The following is a 17410-nucleotide window of genomic DNA, read 5'->3' as shown; positions in this document are numbered from 1 at the left end:
AAGTGTATCGCGAAATAAGGAGCGAAGTGCTTATGTCACGCCCAGTGCTGGCTATAGATATAGGTGGTGGTACCCAGGATATTTTCTTGTACACTCCTGGGCTCCCTGTGGAAGGATGTGTGCAACTGGTGCTCCCTTCCCCTACAGTGATAGCCGCCCGGCAGGTCAAGGAGGCTACTGCTAGAAGAAAGCCTTTATGGCTTAGAGGTAGTATTATGGGCGGCGGTGCGGTTGTAGAAGCTTTGCGGAGCCACCTTGAGCAAGGTTTGCCCGTGTACGCCGAACCCCAGGCCGCTAAGACCGTGCATAATAATTTAGAAGTGGTTCTAAGCTTAGGCATTCGGGTGGGAGAAAAGCCGCCGGGGGAAGCGGATGTGGTAGAAACCCGGGACCTGGACATTATGCGCCTTAATACCCTCCTTAAGGCTTATAAAGTGGAACTCCCCCCTTTAGTACTGGTAGCTGCCCAGGACCATGGTGAAGCACCCCCAGGGGTAAGCAATCGTGCCTTCCGGTTTCAATACTGGAGGGACTTTGTGGAGGCAGGAGGCCATATCCAGGAACTTTTGTACCGGGAGCCGCCTTCCTATTTCACCCGCCTAGTAGCCATCCGGGATTCCGCTCCAGCCGGGTATGAAGTGCTAGTGATGGATACCTGTGCAGCGGCCATCTGGGGAGCCCTAGCCGATCCCCAGGTAAAGGAGTGGGCTAAAGAAGGTGTTACGGTTTTAAACATGGGCAACCAGCATACCGTAGGTGTCCTGCTTAAGGGTCAAAGGGTGTGGGGCTTGTTTGAGCATCATACGGCCCTGGTGGATAAAGATAAGCTGGCTAGACTCGTCAAAGGATTACAAGAGGGCCAGCTTACCCATGAAGAGGTATTTGCTGATGGGGGTCACGGGTGCTTTATTGATCCTCATTTCCAGCCTCGAGAACCATACCTAAGGGTAGCCGTCATCGGCCCCCAGCGGGAGAGGGCCCGGGGGCTAGGCTACTACGAAGCTGTACCTTACGGCAACATGATGTTGGCGGGCTGCTTCGGTCTTTGCCTGGCTTTTTTAGCCAAGGAGGAAGCCCAAAATGAAGTTTGTGGCTGATTTCCATATCCATTCTTATTACTCCCGGGCCACCAGCCAGGAGGCAGTACCCGAGGAACTTTACCGCTGGGCGGTTTATAAGGGGGTAACCCTGGTGGGGACTGGGGATTTTACCCACCCGGCCTGGCGGAAGGAATTGAAGGAGAAGCTGGAACCGGCGGAAGAAGGACTGTACCAGCTAAAAAAAGAATTCTGCCCTTCTTTAGAGGTAATAGGTGAGCCCACGTATGCCCCTGAGTGGCAAAGTTTTCTTGTCCGCTTTATAATTTCAGGTGAAATAAGCACTATTTACAAAAAGGCTGGCCGCGTACGCAAGATTCACCACCTTATTCTTTTACCCAGCCTGGAAGCGGCGGAGGAACTTAGCCGCCGCCTGGAACAGTTGGGGAATCTAGAATCCGATGGTCGGCCTATCCTAGGCCTGGACAGCCGCCACCTCCTTGAATTGGTCCTGGAGGTGTGCCGGGAAGCCCTCTTCATCCCGGCCCATATCTGGACTCCCCATTTCTCCCTTTTAGGAGCCAATTCCGGTTTTGACAGCCCAGAAGAATGTTTTGAGGACTTGACGGAATACATATATGCCCTGGAAACCGGCCTTTCTTCGGACCCGCCCATGAACTGGCGGCTGTCGGGGTTAGATTCCTTTCTCCTGGTTTCCAATTCCGATGCCCATTCTCCCCGTAACCTGGCCCGGGAAGCCAACCTTTTCCAGACCGACCTCTCCTACCCGGCCATTTACCGGGCCCTGAAGGAGCGGGACCCGGAAGCGTTCCTGGGAACCATAGAATTCTTCCCGGAAGAAGGTAAGTACCACTACGACGGGCACCGGGCCTGCCGGGTACGCTTTAAACCTGCCGAAACAAGGACAGCGGGAGGTATCTGCCCGGTGTGCGGCCGCCGGTTAACGGTGGGTGTTCTTCACCGGGTGGAAGAGCTAGCGGACCGGGAAGAGGGGGTAAGGCCCCCGGACGCCAGACCTTATCAAAGCCTGGTCCCCCTTCCTGAGGTTATTGCTTCGGCCCTGGGTGTAGGGGTCTCTTCCAAACAGGTAATCCAACGCTATTTTTCCCTCCTCCGCCATCTGGGCCCGGAGCTGCTTATCTTGCGGGAAGCCCCCTTGGAGGAGATCGCCCGCGTGGCCGGCCCTCTGGTAGCCGAGGCGGTACGTCGGATGCGGGAGGGCGAGATCGAAGTCCAACCGGGTTTCGACGGTGAGTACGGGAAAATAATACTGCTTAAACCCGAGGAAAGGGTGGGGTTTAGTGGCCAGGCCACACTGTTCGGCGTTAAAGCGGTGACGGAGGAGGTGGGGGAGGAAAAAGTATCCGGGGCTTCCAGGAAGTTTGGGCAGGAAATTAAGCTCGAAAGCCTCCAGGGGAAAGCCCCGGTAGAGGGCCTTAAGGGGGAAAACGGGGTAACTTTCTCGCCTTCGCCCCTCCTTAGCGGTCTTAACCCCCAACAGGTGGAGGCAGTAACGGCAGAGGAAGGCCCGGTGGTGGTCATCGCCGGACCGGGTACAGGGAAAACGCGGACTTTAGTTTACCGCCTGGCTTACCTTTTAGGAGAAAAGAAGGTGCCGCCGGGTGATATCGCCGCGGTAACCTTCACTAATAAGGCGGCAGAGGAGATAAAGGAACGGATAGATGAGCTCCTTAAAGGGATAATAGGCGAAAAAGCTTTTACCGTAGGGACTTTTCACAGTATCTGCCTGGACCTCCTCCGTCAGGTCTACGGCTTGGAATTCACCCTGCTAGATGAAGTGGATGTCCAGGAGATCTGGCAGGAAGTGTTACGGGAAAAAGCCCCGGCGGGCAGGCAAAAGGCTAAGCGCCTTAAGGAAGAGATCTCCCTTCTTAAAAGCCGGGGTATGGAACCTTCTTCCCCCGGTGTCCCACCGGAGCTTAAACCTTTTTACGAAGCTTATCAGGAGAGGCTTGTTTACTACCGGGCCCTGGATTATGATGATCTACTTCTAGAGACCTTACGGCGGGAGGAGGCCCGTGCAGGCCAGGGACAACCCAGCCGCTTTGCCTACCTTTTGGTGGATGAATTCCAGGACGTAAATCCAGTGCAGTACCAATTGGTACGGGTTTGGGCTGGGGATGGGAAAAACTTATTTGTAATAGGAGACCCGGACCAGGCCATCTATGGCTTCCGGGGGGCTGACCACCGGTTTTTCTTTAAATTACAGGAGGAGTTTCCCCAGGCTAAGGTTATCCGGCTGGTGCTTAATTACCGTTCGACTCCTACTGTCCTTAAGGCAGCTTGTGGTCTCCTTAAGCAAAAAAATCCTCAACTGGTGGCTACCCGGGGAGACGGTCCCCGGATCCTGCATCTGGAAGTACCTAGTGAGATAGCTGAAGGCATCGCTGTGGTACGGGAAATAGAGCGTCTAGTAGGCGGGGCTACTATGCTTCAGGCCCACGGGCAGTGCGCCGCAGTTGGCCAGGACGGAGTAGAAATTGGAGACAAAAGCTACAGTTTCTCGGATATAGCGGTCCTGTTCCGGAGTAGCCGCGAGCTCAAGGCGCTAGAGGAATGCTTTCTTAAAGAAGGTATACCGTACCGGGTAATAGGGCGGGAAAGTTTCTTAGAAGACCCCCAGGTGCGGGAGGCTATAGACTTTTTCCGCTGTGTAAACTCCCCGGAAGATGATTTTCACCTTTACCGTAGCTTAAGGCGGATGGGGGTGAAGGGAGAATACTTGGCGTGCTTGTTGGAGATGGCCCAGCGCACGGGGTCTTCCCTCTGGGAGTTTATAGGTGAGCTGGTGGAGGGGAAGGGCCATTATTTGGGCAGCGTAAGCAGAGAGGCTTTAACGCTTCCTCCGGAAACCCTACCCAGGCTGCGGCATTTCCGGGAAACCCTTTTGATTTATCGGGCCCTAGCTGATACCCAGCCAGCCGCGGAACTTTTGGCCCGTTGGGAAGAAGAACGCGGGCCACACCGTTCAGAGAGCTTGGAAAGGTTGCTTAGGGTGGCTGCCCGTTTTAACAACCTACCCTCTTTTTTGCGAGGAATCACCTTGGCCCAGGAGGCTGACCATGAACGCCTAGGGGGCCAAGCCTTGACTTCTGAATTTGTAAGTCTTATGACCCTTCATGCTGCCAAAGGCTTGGAATTCCCGGTGGTCTTTATTACAGGTGTAGACGAAGGGATAATTCCCTTTGCTGGACAGGATGGGGAAGAGGAGATGCCGATGGGAAAAGATCTTCTTCGGGAAGGGGACGAGTTCCTGGAGAAGCTTGAGGAAGAAAGGCGTCTCTTTTATGTAGGGATTACCCGGGCTAAGGAAGTTCTTATCCTTCTTTCTGCACGGGCGAGAACCCTATACGGTCGGAAAATTCTTTTTCAGCCCTCCCGCTTCCTCCAGGATATACCCCCCGACTGCCTCAAGAAGAAAATATGGAAGGATGAGCGCAGGAAAAAGGAGGCCAGGGAGGAAGGCTGGGAACAGCTCAGTTTATTTCCCAGGATGAGCTGAATGTGGGCCTGAATATGGATATAGCCGATGAAGGAATACTAAACTGGAGAAAAACCGTGAAAAACCCTGGCCTACTAAGAATGAGCAAATTAAAAGAGGTAAGCCTAGGTAGGGAAAATAAAGGGGCGGAATGTACGAGGTAGAGTTAACCAATTTGGACAAGGTCTTCTGGCCGGAAGAAGGATTGACCAAATTCGCTCTCATCAAGTATTACGTTGATATAGCACCGGTGGTGCTGCCTTACCTTAAGGGTCGACCCATAGTAATGAAGCGCTACCCGGATGGGATAACGGGGCAAGCTTTCTACCAAAAAGAATGCCCAGCTTACGCCCCGCCTTGGGTAGACACCCTACCTGTGTACCACCCTGATAGCGCTAAGACCATAAACTACATCCTGTGCAATAACCCGGAAACCCTGGCTTGGCTGGCTAACTTAGGGTGTATTGAGCTTCATGCTTGGCTTTCCCGGGCAGACCACCTGGGATATCCCGATATAGCAGTTATAGACCTGGATCCTGCAGAAGGCGCTACTTTCCAGGACGTTTTAGAAGTAGCCCTTTTTTTACGCCGGGCCTTAGAAGAATTTGGGCTTACCGGTTATCCCAAGACCTCGGGAGCCAGAGGCCTCCATATTTTTATTCCTTTGCTACCCCGCTGGACCTTTTCCGAGGTGACGGCTGCTATAGGTGCCCTGGCTGATATGTTGGCTAGCCTCTATCCAGAAAAAGTGACTACTGCCCACCCAATTCCTAGGCGCCAGGGTAAAGTATACCTGGATTACTTGCAAAACGTCCGGGGCCGCTCCATGGCCTTTCCTTACAGCCTACGGCCTTTGCCTGGGGCTCCGGTGTCTGCTCCTCTAACTTGGGAGGAAGTGGAAGAAGGGAAGATACGTCCGAAAGATTTTAACATCCATACCATCCGTAGTCGGTTACAGAAGCGAGGGGACCTTTACCAGGATATACTCAAGCACCGGCAGGACCTGAAGCCGCTTCTTAAGCTAGCTCAGGTTAAGTTTCAGGAAGGATAATCCGGCATCTCGAAAAATTTTCCGGGCTGGGATCTAATCCTGCATCTAACCAGTAAGATTTTCGTGATCGCTGAGATCTGGGGTTTGTGTTTGGCCCGAAGAAGGTTGACTTTCTTGTTAGGTCACTTTGGCGGTATGGCTGGGGGTCTCCGGAGATATACTACACTTAAAATATTACGCTAGGGTAGCGAGAGATATAGATTGAGGTGAGGGCCGTGCGCCCCCTTTGGAAAGGGGCCATCAGCTTCGGTTTGGTCTATGTACCGGTAAAGTTGTACAAGGCCACCGAAAGCAATGATGTTAGATTCCATTATCTGCACGCCAAATGTAAGACACCTATCCAGTACCGGAAGTATTGCCCTTATTGCCAGGTGGAGGTTCCCCCTGAGGAGATCGTCCGGGGGTATGAATACGAAAAGGGTAAATACGTTATCTTGCGAGAAGAAGACCTGGAAGGCCTTCCCCAGGAAACAACCAGAACCATTAACCTCCTCGATTTTGTGGACCTTCGGGAGATAGATCCCGTCTACTTTGACCGTTCTTATTACTTGGCTCCTGATGATGGAGGAGAGAAGCCTTATGCTTTGCTACGGGAAGCCTTGAGAGCTACCAACAGAATAGGCATTGCCAAGATGGCTTTAAGGACCAGAACTTCTCTGGCCGCGGTAAGGGTGTACCATAAAAGTCTGATGCTTAATACTATGATCTATCCCGAGGAATTACGCCCAGTACAGGAACTTACTGAGCTTAATTTCGAGGTACGCCTTCACCCTAAAGAGGTGGAAATGGCGGTTACCCTTATTAATACCTTGGCGGCTAAGTTTGAACCAGAAAAGTATACAGACGAGTACCACAAAGCCCTTCGGGAGATTATTGAGGCCAAGATAGCAGGCAAAGAAGTAGCGGTTCCGGTCCGACCTGAAGCCCAGAAAGTTGTAGACCTTATGGAGGCCCTCAAAGCCAGTATTGAATTGGTTAAAAAAGAGGAAAAAGCTGGATCTCGACGCCGGCGGAAGACCTCATGACGGGAGGGGATACCCGGTTGCCTATATTTAGGCTGCGGCCTATGTTGGCTGTATCTAGCCCTCCTTTTGATTCTCCTAACTTCCTTTATGAAGTAAAGTGGGACGGTTACCGTTGTTTAGCCTATATTGATGGGAAAACTATCCTTCAATCCCGCAATCTACGTGACCTCACCCCTTCCTTCCCAGAATTATCTAACCTGCACTATGCAGTTAAGGGACAGCCGGTAGTACTGGACGGAGAAATAATTGTATTAGACGATAAGGGCCGTCCCTCCTTCAACCTCCTTAAGGCGCGGGGAAATTTGACCGATGAGTGGAAGGTACGCCAGGCAGCTGGCCGCAACCCCGCCCTTTTTGTGGCCTTCGATCTCCTGTATTACCAGGGTGAAAACATTATGCTTAAGCCTTTAGAGGTACGCAGAGGTTGGCTTCAGGAAGCTCTCCCTCACCTAGATAACCTGGTAGTATCTACCTTTATCGATACCTATGGTACCAGGTTTTTCGAGTCCTGCCTGAAACAGGGTCTGGAAGGGGTCATGGCCAAGGAGAGAAGGAGCCCTTACCTTCCGGGCCGCCGCTCCTCTTATTGGCGCAAGTTTAGGCGTACCCAGCAGGGTCAATTTCTTATTTTAGGATATCAGCCTGGGACCGGTCGCCGTAGCTTAGGTGCCCTCCTTTTGGGTGAATACCAGGATGGCCGGCTGGTGTACAGGGGAAAGGTGGGTACAGGTTTTGACCAGGAGGAAGAACAGAGGTTATTGATGGAGCTGGAAAAGCTACCTTCTATTTCCCCACCCTTTGCAGAGCCGGTACCTGGCTTGACCCGGCCCCGATGGGTAGAACCGCGTCTGGTATGCGAGGTGGAATACTTGGAGGAAACGCCGGAGGGCCATCTCCGCCATCCCAGCTACCGGGGTTTATTGTTGAGGTTGGACCATAACGGAGGTGTTTCGCCCTGGAGAGATGAGAGGTTCCCTCTTTCAGGACGTAGAGATTTTACGTAGCGCCATAATAGAGTATGAACAGACAGGCCACTACCCAGAGTACTATGGTAGCCCCCAAGGGTTTATCCTGAAAGATAAGGGTTTCGGGTTCGCCACCTCCCTGGTGATGGTGTAAAAGATAAAGATACCGGCAGAGGCCGAAAAGTACCAAGGGGATAGTGAGCATAAGGTATTGGTTTTCGGATCCCAGGGAGGTATATAGGGCATAAATAACTACTGTGGAAGAAGTTACTATGGTTATGAGCTGGTCCAGCAGGGGTAAGGAATATTCGGCCAGGCTCGCTCGGTGCTTAACCGCTTGTTCCAAACAACCCAGTTCCTGGCGCCTTTTACAGAGGGCCAGGAATAAAGCTAGGAGGGTAACCGAGGCTAGCAGCCAAGCCGATACATTGACTTGTATGGCGCTGGCCCCGGTCAGCACCCGCAGCACAAAGCCCAAAGCTACCAGGAAAACGTCAATGATGACCAGGTGCTTAAGATACAAGGAGTAAAGCATAGCCTGGCCGGCGTAAGCTAAGGTATAGCTTCCCACTTGCCAGCCTAGCCTGAAGGCCCATATTAGTCCTAATATAAGAAGCAAAAGGGCGAATACTCCTGCCTGCCAGGGCGAAACCAGTCCTGCGGCCACCGGGCGTAACCGCTTGCGAGGGTGCAGCCGGTCCCTTTCTCGGTCGGCTATATCATTTAGCAGATATATGGCCCCAGAAACCAGGCAGAAAAGGACGAAGGTCTGGAGGGTTCTTAAAGCAAGGGAGGCCTCTAGCAGGTGCCGGGAAAAGATAAGGGGTGCGAAGATAAAAGTATTTTTTATCCACTGCTTGGGGCGTAAACTTAAGAAGAGGTAATAACAAACCTTATAGGTAGATGCTTTAACTAAATTGTTTGTTTGAACTAAGCCCACCTTTTCCTCCTCCTTAAGTTTAGGACACTTCTTGTTTCTCCAATTGCTTTAAATTTGACATTAGTTATCTTTCAAGCGGGATCTCTGTTATCTTTCAAGCGGGATCTCTGTTGATAGGATCCAGGTTTCTCGGTTTCTTACCTTTAAGGCTTTCCCTTTCCTTCCCAGTTCATGCGCCGAAACACTATATAATCACCATAACGGAAATAAGGGTGGAAGCCCAGAGAGCCCTGTTTAAGCCAATGGGCAGCCGGGCTATCCTTGGTGGTAAAGATGTACTGGAGGTCAAGGTTTAATATTTCCTGATAGAAAGTTTTCCGGCTGGAAGGTGTTATACGGAATACCCGGTTACGCAGGTGGTGACCGTAGAGCAGGTAGGGGAAAGAAGTTTTAGTATATCCTATACGCGAACCGGGGGGTACTTCGTCTACCCAGGCTAGTTCATCTCCCCAGGGTCTAAGCTCGGCGAAGGTGCGTTTTTCTGGCGGGAGGGCTAAGAAACGGCTCACTACCTGGGGAGAGAAGTAGGTATGGGTAAAGCTTCCAGCCAGAGAAACTAGAACTAAGCTTAAAGTGGCTACCCTCAAAGGCTGAGCTAGCCAGGAGGGGAGCTCCTGTTCTAGCAAGGGCAGGGCCAGGGCGCCGGCGGCTACAAAGAAGATGGTATACCGCGACCACCAGTTGGCGGGGTGCAGAACAAAGAGAACCCAGAAGGGGATAAAAAGGCTAAGGAGCCGCCAGGAACGTTGAAACAAGGCTTTTAACGTTATTATGACCAAGGAAGGAAATTCTAGGTATAGCCACTGGGGACCGAAACCGCCTAGGAGCTGATCATATACGTAAGGGGCATTCGTTTCCTGCCAGGAGATCCATACCTGCTGGTACCAGGGTAAATTCCGTAATTCCCGTGGAGTATTAGGTTGCATAATTAGGCTTTCCACCTGCCCGCTACCGGGGAAAAGGGTATAACCGAAGATCTCCACTGTAAAAGGGTAAAAGGGATTGCCATAATAATACCAGGTACGGAGATACCAGAAGCTACCCCCTAAAGAAACGAGGAAAAGGAAAAGCCCTAGCCTTTTAAGATAAAAAAGGGACTCCTTCCCCGCCCTTTGCCGGTAACACTTACCTAGCCCTCTTAGAATGAAAAGGGTGTTAACAGTTACGTATAGGGCTGCCGAAGATTTCATACCTAAAGTAATACCTGAACCAAGACCTGCCAGCCAAAGGTAAACGTTTCTAGGATCCTGGGCATAGCGGTAAGAAAAATAAAAAGAGATAAGGAACATAGAGGCTAAAGCTACGTCCACATAAGCTGTTTTAGATTGAATTAAAATGATGGGGGTAAGGAAGAAAAGGCTTCCGGCTACTACCTTGCCAGGGGTTTTAAGGCTGGCCAGGTTCCCTAGAGCAGCAACGGCTCCAGCTCCCGCCAAGGCAAAACCTAATTGTGTCAGGTCTACAATAATATCGCTGCCTAAAAAGAGCATATTCCACGTAAAAATAAGCTCAGTATTTAGAGGATAAACGTTAGCCCATAAAGAGTGAGGGGTAAGGGTAATTTTGGCGGCTTCTATCCAGGCGGCTACCGCGGTCAAGTGGTAGGCTAACCCATCCCAATCATAAGGGGGGAAAAGGTAACCAAGGAAAGTAAGCCAGCCTGTTTCTCCTGTTACCAGAAATAGAAGAGCTAGAGCCCAAAAGTTGCCTCTAATTTCTTTTATTTTTTCTTTAACTTTAATGGAGCAGCAGGGAGAAGCTCGCCTTATATGACCCTGGCGTAAGCGAACCAATAGAACTATAAAAAAGAAAAGAGCATTAATCAGAAGTACAACTGGTATGGTAAGCCTTTGTAATACTGCCCCTGCCAGGAGGAGAGAAAATATAATTTGGGCTGTCATAAGGACAAAAAGGCTTAGTAACCCTTCTCCTGTGGGTAAGGACCAGGGCTTATTTATTAAGAAGGCTGAAGCAAGGACTAATAAAGTGGCTGCTATAAAAATAAACCAGGACATGGTATCTTCTTCCCTTTTATACCTTAAGCTAAATTTTTTCCTTTTTACAAGTAGAATATTTTCTAGGCCGTTTTCTAGACCTCGCCAACGGAAAGGAAAATTAAGTGATATTTAAAGTTATTAGCAGGATTTAAGGAAGATATAGCGAATTATAAACATAGGGGCGTTACCAAATACATGGGAGACCTCATGCATAGTATCGCGGGCAAAATGGGAAAGGGAGAGAATTAAGATGGCTTTTACAGTGGTGGGGAAAAGCGTTGCCAGGGTGGATGCTATTGCCAAAGTTACCGGTCAAGCGAAATATGCCAGTGACTTTTTAGAAAGAAATATGCTCGTAGGGAAAATACTACGAAGCCCTTATGCCCATGCCCTTGTTAAAAACATCGAGGTCAGCAAAGCCAAAGCCTTACCCGGCGTAGAAGCAGTTTTAACTTATAAAGATGTCCCGCAGAACAAATTTGCTACTGCAGGCCATCCCTATGCCTTAGACCCCAAGCACAGGGATAAAGAAGACCGGACTATTTTAACCAACAAAGCACGCTTTGTGGGGGATGCTATTGCAGCAGTAGTGGCAACTGACGAATTAATAGCAGAGGAAGCCCTGAAATTGATTGAGGTAGAGTATGAAGTATTGGAACCGGTGTTTGATCCTGAAGAGGCCATGAGGGAAGGCGCACCTAAAATCCATGAAGACTGTGAAAGAAATATTGTAAGCTCTACGGGGTATGAGATTGGGGATATTGAGGAAGCTTTTAAAGAAGCTGATTATATTTTTGAGGGCCAATATGAAACAAGCATTGTACAGCACTGCCAGTTAGAAAACCATGTAGCCTGTGCTTATGTAGATAGCGATGGCCGTATTGTAATTATAACCTCCACCCAGATCCCCCATATTGTAAGGAGAATTGTCGCCCAAGCTTTAGGTATTCCCTGGGGAAGGGTGCGGGTAATTAAGCCTTATGTGGGCGGCGGATTTGGGAGCAAACAAGATGTTTGCCTGGAGCCTTTAGTTGCCGCTATGACTTTGGCTGTGGGTGGAAGGCCGGTAAAACTTGAGCTATCCAGGGAAGAATGTATGATCGATACCCGGACCCGGCATGCTATCAGATATAAAATTAAAACCGGTGTTTCCAAAGACGGAAAATTGATTGGAATGCATATAATCGCCATCTCCAACACCGGTGCCTATGCCTCCCATGGCCATTCTATTCTTATGGCCGGGGGTTCTAAATTTAGGGTCTTATACCCCATGAAAGCCTTAAAATATGAGCCGTACACTGTGTATACTAACCTGCCCGTGGCCGGGGCCATGCGCGGTTATGGTTCTCCCCAGATAACCTTTGCTGTGGAATGCCATCTAGAAGATATTGCTAGAAAACTAAATATGGATCCCATTGAATTCCGTAAGAAAAACTTGGTCCAGGTGGGCTATGTAGATCCCTTAAATGGAAATGTGGTAAGGAGTTGCGGGATAAGGGAGTGCATTGAAAAAGGCAAGGAATTAATTAAGTGGGAGGAGAAAAAAGAGCGGTATAAAAATCAGACAGGTTATAGACGCAGGGGGTTAGGGATGGCCTGTTTCAGTTACGCTTCCGGGACCTACCCGGCGGGCCAGGAAATAGCAGGAGCCAGAATCGTCCTTAACCAGGATGGTTCCATCCAATTGCAGATCGGTGCTGCCGAAATAGGCCAAGGGAGCGATACTGTCTTTGCTCAGATGGCCGCAGAGATATTAGGTATCCCGGTGGATATGGTGCATGTAATTTCTACCCAGGATACAGATATCACACCCTTTGATACCGGTGCTTATGCCTCTAGGCAAACTTATATTACAGGTATGGCAGTAAGGAAAGCAGCTTTAGAAGTTAAGGAAAAGATCCTTGACTTTGCATGTTCTATGACCGGTATACCTGCCCATGCTTTGGATATTAAGGACCAGAATATCGTTTATAAAGATACAGGAAATGTGGTTATGCCCCTCTCCGAAGTAGCTTTAAGGAGTTACTATGATCTTGTTTCTGCCCAACCCATAACCAGCGATGTTTCCAATAATGCTAGGGTGAACGCTTATACCTTTGGTGCAACCTTTGTGGAGGTAGAAGTAGATATCAGGACGGGGAAGATCGAGATCCTGGAGATATATAACGTGCACGATTCTGGTAAAATTATCAACCCCCAATTGGCCGAAGGACAAGTTCACGGCGGCGTGAGCATGGGGATAGGCTATGCCCTTTTAGAGCAGATGTTGTTTGATGAAAAGACCGGGAAGCCCCTTAACAACAACCTACTAGATTATAAACTCCCCTCTATAATGGATATCCCAGAAATCGGGGTAGCCTTTGTGGAAACCTTTGAGCCCACGGGTCCCTTTGGAAATAAGTCATTAGGGGAGCCACCTGTCCTGCCTGTAGCTCCTGCCATCCGGAATGCCGTTCTAGATGCCACAGGTGTAGCCTTTAACCGGTTACCCCTTTACCCCCAGCGGGTCTTTGAGAAGTTTAAAGAAGCCGGGTTAATATAAGAAGGTGGTGAGGAGGGGCTTTATGTATGATATAAAAGCTTATTTTGAGGCGGAAACGATAGATGAGGCTACAAAACTCTTGGCGGCCAATCCTAATTTAATCGTCATTGCGGGCGGCACCGATGTTTTAATTAAAATACATCATGGCGAGGTACAAAAAGCAGAGTTACTCAGCATCCGCAAAATAAAATCCTTGGAAGGTATTCGGAAACTTAAGGACGGAAGAATTATCATCGGGCCACTGACCACTTTCACCCAGATTATCAATAATCCTGTTATTAAAGAAAATATCCCTATCTTAACGGAAGCCGCTTTATCTATGGGTGGACCGCAGATCCGTAATGTGGCTACCATAGGTGGCAACATTTGTAACGGCGCCACTTCGGCAGACAGCGCTTCTTCCTTATTCGCCCTAAACGCTAAATTAAGATTAAAGAGCGAGCAAGGGGAGAGGATCATTCCCATTCAAGAGTTTTACCTGGGCCCCGGAAAAGTTGATTTAAGACCAGGGGAACTCCTTACTGAGATTATCATTTCCCCAGAGGATTATATGGGCTATGGGGGGCACTATATTAAATTCTCTGCCCGTAAAGCCATGGATATAGCTATTTTGGGCGTGGCTGTGCTTTGCAAAATAAAGGAAGGTCGTATTTTTGAAGATGTCAGGATCGGGCTGGGAGTGGCGGGTCCAACTCCTTTGAGATGTCTGGAAGCAGAAGCCTATGCCAAAGGCAAGAGCATTTCCGCCCAGACCATAGCAGAAATTGGAAAACTAGCAGTTAAATCGACGAAAGCAAGAACTTCCTGGAGGGCTTCCAAAGAATACAGGGAGCACTTGGTGGAGGAGCTTACCCAGAGGGCCTTAAAAGTGGCCATTATAAAGGCAGGGGGCGAGGAGATTGCTTAAAAAAATTTCCTTTGTAGTAAACGGAAAACAGGAAACCTTAGAAGTTGACGTTCGCGAATCGCTCCTTGAAGTTTTGCGAAACCGTTTGGGATATACAGGCGTTAAAAAAGGGTGTGGAGTGGGAGAATGCGGGGCTTGTACCGTTCTCATCGATGGCATCCCCATTGACTCTTGTATTTACTTGGCTGTCTGGGCTCAAGGTAAAAATATAGTAACCATAGAAGGTATAGCTAAGAATGGTGAGCTTTCCAAGGTACAAAAAGCCTTTATAGAAGAGGGAGCCATCCAGTGTGGTTTTTGTACACCCGGTTATATACTTACAGCTACGGCCCTGGTAGAAAGCGGTAAGAAGTATACAAGGGAAGAAATTAAAAGGGAGTTATCTGGCCATCTTTGCCGCTGTACAGGTTACCAGAACATTATTAAAGCTGTAGAAAAAGCGCTGGCTGACTAAGTCTTAAGTTACTGCTAAGCTGCCGAAAGGCTAGTTAGGCTTGAAAGGAAAGGCCCGGACTTAAAAAGAATTAAATTTTGAGGGCAAGCTAAAGCCACGAGCAGTCTTGGGACTGAAACTGGCTATACTTTAGGAAATTAAGGTGAGTTCAAGTTGTTTTAGAGTTGGTTTTCGGGAAGAAAGGAGGGAAGGGCTCGTGCGGCAGTTTAGGCTTAAAGTGAATGGAAAGGAAGTCCAAGTAGAGGCACCGGCTGGAATTACCCTGCTCCGGCTTCTGCGGGATTATTTAGGATTAACAGGTACCAAGGAGGGGTGTGGGGAAGGGGAATGTGGAGCTTGTACTGTGCTTTTAGACGGAGTGGCGGTGGTTTCTTGCCTCCTTCCAGCAGCTAAAGCTGAAGGCCGGGAGGTTACTACCATTGAAGGCCTGGCCCAAGGCCAAAAGCTACATCCCTTGCAAGAGGCCTTTATTTCTGAAGGTGCTGTGCAGTGTGGTTTCTGTACACCGGGGATGATTTTGAGCGCCAAGTCCCTCTTGGATAGCAACCCCTGTCCCACTAAAGAAGAAATTAAAGAAGCTATTTCCGGCAACCTCTGCCGCTGTACCGGCTATAGCCAAATAGTGCGCGCTGTACAGAAAGCGGCGGAAGTTATAGCGAGGGGAGAGTAAACATGCTTATCATAGGCAATGGTCGCCTTTTGACTTTGGATCCGGAGGCTCCCTATCAAGAGGAAGGGGGCGTAGTTATAGAAGGGGACCAAATCGTAGCTATTGGTCCTACCCGCAAGCTACAGGAAACTTATCCAGAGGCAGAATTCCTAGATGCCGGTGGCAGAATCATAATGCCGGGTATGACCAACACCCATATGCACCTTTATAGCACCTTTGCCCGGGGGATGGCCTTGAAAGATCCGCCTCCCACCAATTTTTTGGAGATACTGGAGCGGCTGTGGTGGCGGCTGGATAAAGCTCTGACCTTGGAAGATGTTTATTATAGCGCCCTCTTACCCCTTATAGAGTGCATTAAATGCGGTACCACTACCATACTGGATCACCATGCGAGCCCCCGGGCTGTACGAGGGAGTCTGGAGGCTATAGCTAGGGCAGTAGAGGAGGTCGGGGTACGTACTTGCCTGGCTTATGAAGTCTCCGACCGGGATGGCCCGGAGATAGCGCGGAAAGGCATAGAAGAAAACGTGGAAGCCATTAAGAAGTATCGCAACCGGGAGGGCTTGCTTTCCGCTACCTTTGGTCTACATGCTTCTTTTACCTTGTCCGATGAGACATTGGCTCTTTGCCGGGAGGCGGCAGAGGAGCTGGGCTGTGGTTTCCATATTCACGTGGCGGAAGGCATCCAGGACGTAGAGGATGCTCTGGAACGTTCTGGTAAGCGGGTGGTGGAAAGGCTAGCTGATAAAGGGATTTTGGGACCTCGTACCATCGCCGCCCATTGCGTCCACGTTACCGAAAGGGAAATAGGTATCCTGCGAGATACGGGAACCATGGTGGTGCATAATCCGGAATCTAATATGGGTAACGCTGTGGGATGCGCTCCCGTAGGAGAGATGTTAGCTGCCGGTGTGATAGTAGGTTTGGGTACTGACGGGTATACATGCGATATGTTTGAATCCTTGAAAGTAGCTAATGTCCTGCGTAAATTTGTAAGCGGTGATCCCAGCGCTGGATGGCAGGAGATTCCTACTATGGCCTTCACCAATAATACCCGTATCCTGCAAGCCTTCTACCCTCGTCCATTAGGGCGCCTAATTCCCGGCGCATATGCAGATATAATTTTAGTGGATTACGAACCTCCCACGCCCTTTACAGGTGAAAACTGGTACGGCCACTTACTTTTCGGCTTTCATGGAGGTCGAGTGAATACCACCATCATTGGTGGGAAGATCCTTATGCACAACAGAGAGCTTCTCCATTTAGATGAAGCTGCCATTGCAGCCCGGGCCCGTAAGCTAGCCCAAAAAGTCTGGGAAAGGTTTTAGAGCTTTCAGCTACCGCCCTGACCTTTAAGTAAAAATAAGCATGTTTTCTATTTAAGCTAGGTCGGGAGGAGGATTTTATTTAGTATGGTTTCTGCTTACCTTTTTCCCCATTCTGTATCCGAATGCCTGGAGATGCTCAACACCTATGAAGGGGCCAGAATCATAGCGGGCGGTACGGATCTGATCATAGATATAAAGAAGAAGCGCTTGCAACCCCGGGTACTCGTGGACATAACCCGCATCCCGGAGTTAAACCTCATCCAGGAGAAAGAGGATACTATAAGTCTAGGTGCCGGGGTAACCCATAGAGAGGCTGCTACATCTCCGCTTATCAGGGAAAAGCTTCCTGCTTTAGCCCAGGCGGCTTCTTCTGTAGGCTCGCCCCAGATCCGTAATGTAGGTACCCTGGCTGGGAATGTAGTTAATGCGCAGCCGGCGGCCGATACGGCAGTGGCCTTGGTAGCCTTGGGAGCGGAAGCGGAAATATGGGGATCGCAGGGGAAGAGGAGGGTAGCCGTAGAAGATTTATATGAAGGAGTAGGGCGCTCTAAAGTGGACAGTACTCGGGAACTCCTGGGGAGATTTTTAGTACCCAAATGGGGAGAAGGAGAAGCTTCGGCCTTTGTCCGACTTTCACCTCGCCGGGCTTTATCCTTACCCATTCTTAATGTTGCTGTGCGGGTCCAAATTAAAGATGGCCGCTGGGAAAGGGCGCGTATCTGTGTAGCGCCGGTAGCTCCACAGCCCTTCCTTTGCCAGGAGGCAGCAGAAGCTCTGATAGGAGCCAAGGTTAGCCAGGAAAAAATACAAGAGGCGGCCAAGATAGCGGCCGAACTTGCCCAGCCCCGGGACAGCTTACTTCGTGGTTCGCGGGCGTATAGGAAAGAAATGGTAAGGGTGTTGGTCCGGCGGGCCCTGGAGACCGCAATCCAAGCTTTATAGCCCTTTCTTTAAATTTTAAGAAAGCCCCC

The 17410-nt window shown here is 49.8% G+C and carries 14 protein-coding genes; 12 read left to right on the top strand and 2 right to left on the bottom strand.

Translation table 11 applies throughout. The annotated features are described in order from the left end of the window. Nucleotides 1-2: 2 nt before the first annotated feature. The 6 genes from B9A14_RS14880 (at nt 3) to ligD (B9A14_RS14860) (ending at nt 7640) form a co-directional block, all read left to right on the top strand. A complete protein-coding gene (locus tag B9A14_RS14880) occupies nt 3-1097 on the top strand; it encodes a DUF1786 domain-containing protein (RefSeq protein WP_231967815.1) in 1095 nt (364 codons plus the stop codon). Next, complete coding sequence (locus tag B9A14_RS14875) at nt 1081-4581, top strand: UvrD-helicase domain-containing protein (RefSeq protein ID WP_084666621.1); 3501 nt, start codon at nt 1081-1083, stop codon at nt 4579-4581. Before B9A14_RS14880 ends, B9A14_RS14875 begins: the two co-directional genes overlap by 17 nt. 14 nt (nt 4582-4595) lie before the next feature. Continuing rightward, entirely contained in the window at nt 4596-4724 is a 129-nt protein-coding gene (locus B9A14_RS18060) for a hypothetical protein (RefSeq protein ID WP_269456745.1), read from the top strand. Further along, nucleotides 4712-5611 (top strand): non-homologous end-joining DNA ligase, encoded by a 900-nt coding sequence (gene ligD / locus B9A14_RS14870; RefSeq protein ID WP_084666620.1) that lies wholly within the window; start codon nt 4712-4714, stop codon nt 5609-5611. Before B9A14_RS18060 ends, ligD (B9A14_RS14870) begins: the two co-directional genes overlap by 13 nt. 215 nt (nt 5612-5826) lie before the next feature. After that, the gene (gene ku, locus B9A14_RS14865; protein ID WP_084666619.1) at nt 5827-6636 is read left to right on the top strand and encodes a non-homologous end joining protein Ku; all 810 of its coding nucleotides are present in this window, start codon (nt 5827-5829) and stop codon (nt 6634-6636) included. Nucleotides 6637-6653: 17 nt separating this feature from the next. Further along, entirely contained in the window at nt 6654-7640 is a 987-nt protein-coding gene (gene ligD, locus B9A14_RS14860) for a non-homologous end-joining DNA ligase (RefSeq protein WP_231967814.1), read from the top strand. Here the strand turns inward: ligD (B9A14_RS14860) and B9A14_RS14855 are convergent. Together B9A14_RS14855 and B9A14_RS14850 are read right to left on the bottom strand one after the other, a co-directional pair. Then, nucleotides 7633-8541 (bottom strand): decaprenyl-phosphate phosphoribosyltransferase, encoded by a 909-nt coding sequence (locus B9A14_RS14855; protein ID WP_084666617.1) that lies wholly within the window; start codon nt 8539-8541, stop codon nt 7633-7635. The two genes, ligD (B9A14_RS14860) and B9A14_RS14855, sit on opposite strands and share 8 nt — an antisense overlap. A gap of 143 nt (nt 8542-8684) precedes the next feature. Next, the gene (locus tag B9A14_RS14850; RefSeq protein WP_084666616.1) at nt 8685-10556 is read right to left on the bottom strand and encodes a hypothetical protein; all 1872 of its coding nucleotides are present in this window, start codon (nt 10554-10556) and stop codon (nt 8685-8687) included. 232 nt (nt 10557-10788) lie between these two features. Here B9A14_RS14850 and xdhA point away from each other — a divergent pair, with 232 nt between their 5' ends. The 6 genes from xdhA to B9A14_RS14820 all read left to right on the top strand — a co-directional run bounded on the left by xdhA (nt 10789) and on the right by B9A14_RS14820 (nt 17381). Beyond that, a complete protein-coding gene (gene xdhA / locus B9A14_RS14845; RefSeq protein WP_084666615.1) occupies nt 10789-13080 on the top strand; it encodes a xanthine dehydrogenase molybdenum-binding subunit XdhA in 2292 nt (763 codons plus the stop codon). A 22-nt stretch (nt 13081-13102) separates the two neighbouring features. Beyond that, complete coding sequence (xdhB, locus tag B9A14_RS14840; protein ID WP_084666614.1) at nt 13103-13987, top strand: xanthine dehydrogenase FAD-binding subunit XdhB; 885 nt, start codon at nt 13103-13105, stop codon at nt 13985-13987. Then, on the top strand, nt 13980-14441 hold the full coding sequence (gene xdhC / locus B9A14_RS14835) for a xanthine dehydrogenase subunit XdhC (protein ID WP_084666613.1): 462 nt from the start codon (nt 13980-13982) through the stop codon (nt 14439-14441). Before xdhB ends, xdhC begins: the two co-directional genes overlap by 8 nt. Before the next feature lie 196 nt (nt 14442-14637). Continuing rightward, nucleotides 14638-15111: a (2Fe-2S)-binding protein gene (locus B9A14_RS14830; RefSeq protein WP_084666612.1), complete on the top strand. Its 474-nt coding sequence runs from the start codon at nt 14638-14640 to the stop codon at nt 15109-15111. Between the two features lie 2 nt (nt 15112-15113). Continuing rightward, nucleotides 15114-16439 (top strand): putative aminohydrolase SsnA, encoded by a 1326-nt coding sequence (gene ssnA, locus B9A14_RS14825; protein ID WP_084666611.1) that lies wholly within the window; start codon nt 15114-15116, stop codon nt 16437-16439. Nucleotides 16440-16523: 84 nt separating this feature from the next. Further along, nucleotides 16524-17381 (top strand): FAD binding domain-containing protein, encoded by an 858-nt coding sequence (locus B9A14_RS14820; protein WP_084666610.1) that lies wholly within the window; start codon nt 16524-16526, stop codon nt 17379-17381. Nucleotides 17382-17410 lie beyond the last annotated feature (29 nt).

The organism is Thermanaeromonas toyohensis ToBE (genome assembly GCF_900176005.1).
GTDB classification, from domain to species: Bacteria; Bacillota; DSM-521; order Neomoorellales; family Neomoorellaceae; genus Thermanaeromonas; species Thermanaeromonas toyohensis.
Note: the sequence above shows the minus strand (reverse complement) of the source record. Positions and strands in the feature narration are given on the sequence as shown.

Coding starts and splice junctions, on each gene's coding strand:
- B9A14_RS14875 (WP_084666621.1), top strand. CDS start 1,081: ATGAAGTTTGTGGCTGATTTCCATATCCATTCTTATTACTCCCGGGCC.
- B9A14_RS18060 (WP_269456745.1), top strand. CDS start 4,596: ATGGATATAGCCGATGAAGGAATACTAAACTGGAGAAAAACCGTGAAA.
- ligD (WP_084666620.1), top strand. CDS start 4,712: ATGTACGAGGTAGAGTTAACCAATTTGGACAAGGTCTTCTGGCCGGAA.
- B9A14_RS14850 (WP_084666616.1), bottom strand. CDS start 10,556: ATGTCCTGGTTTATTTTTATAGCAGCCACTTTATTAGTCCTTGCTTCA.
- xdhA (WP_084666615.1), top strand. CDS start 10,789: ATGGCTTTTACAGTGGTGGGGAAAAGCGTTGCCAGGGTGGATGCTATT.
- xdhB (WP_084666614.1), top strand. CDS start 13,103: ATGTATGATATAAAAGCTTATTTTGAGGCGGAAACGATAGATGAGGCT.
- ssnA (WP_084666611.1), top strand. CDS start 15,114: ATGCTTATCATAGGCAATGGTCGCCTTTTGACTTTGGATCCGGAGGCT.
- B9A14_RS14820 (WP_084666610.1), top strand. CDS start 16,524: ATGGTTTCTGCTTACCTTTTTCCCCATTCTGTATCCGAATGCCTGGAG.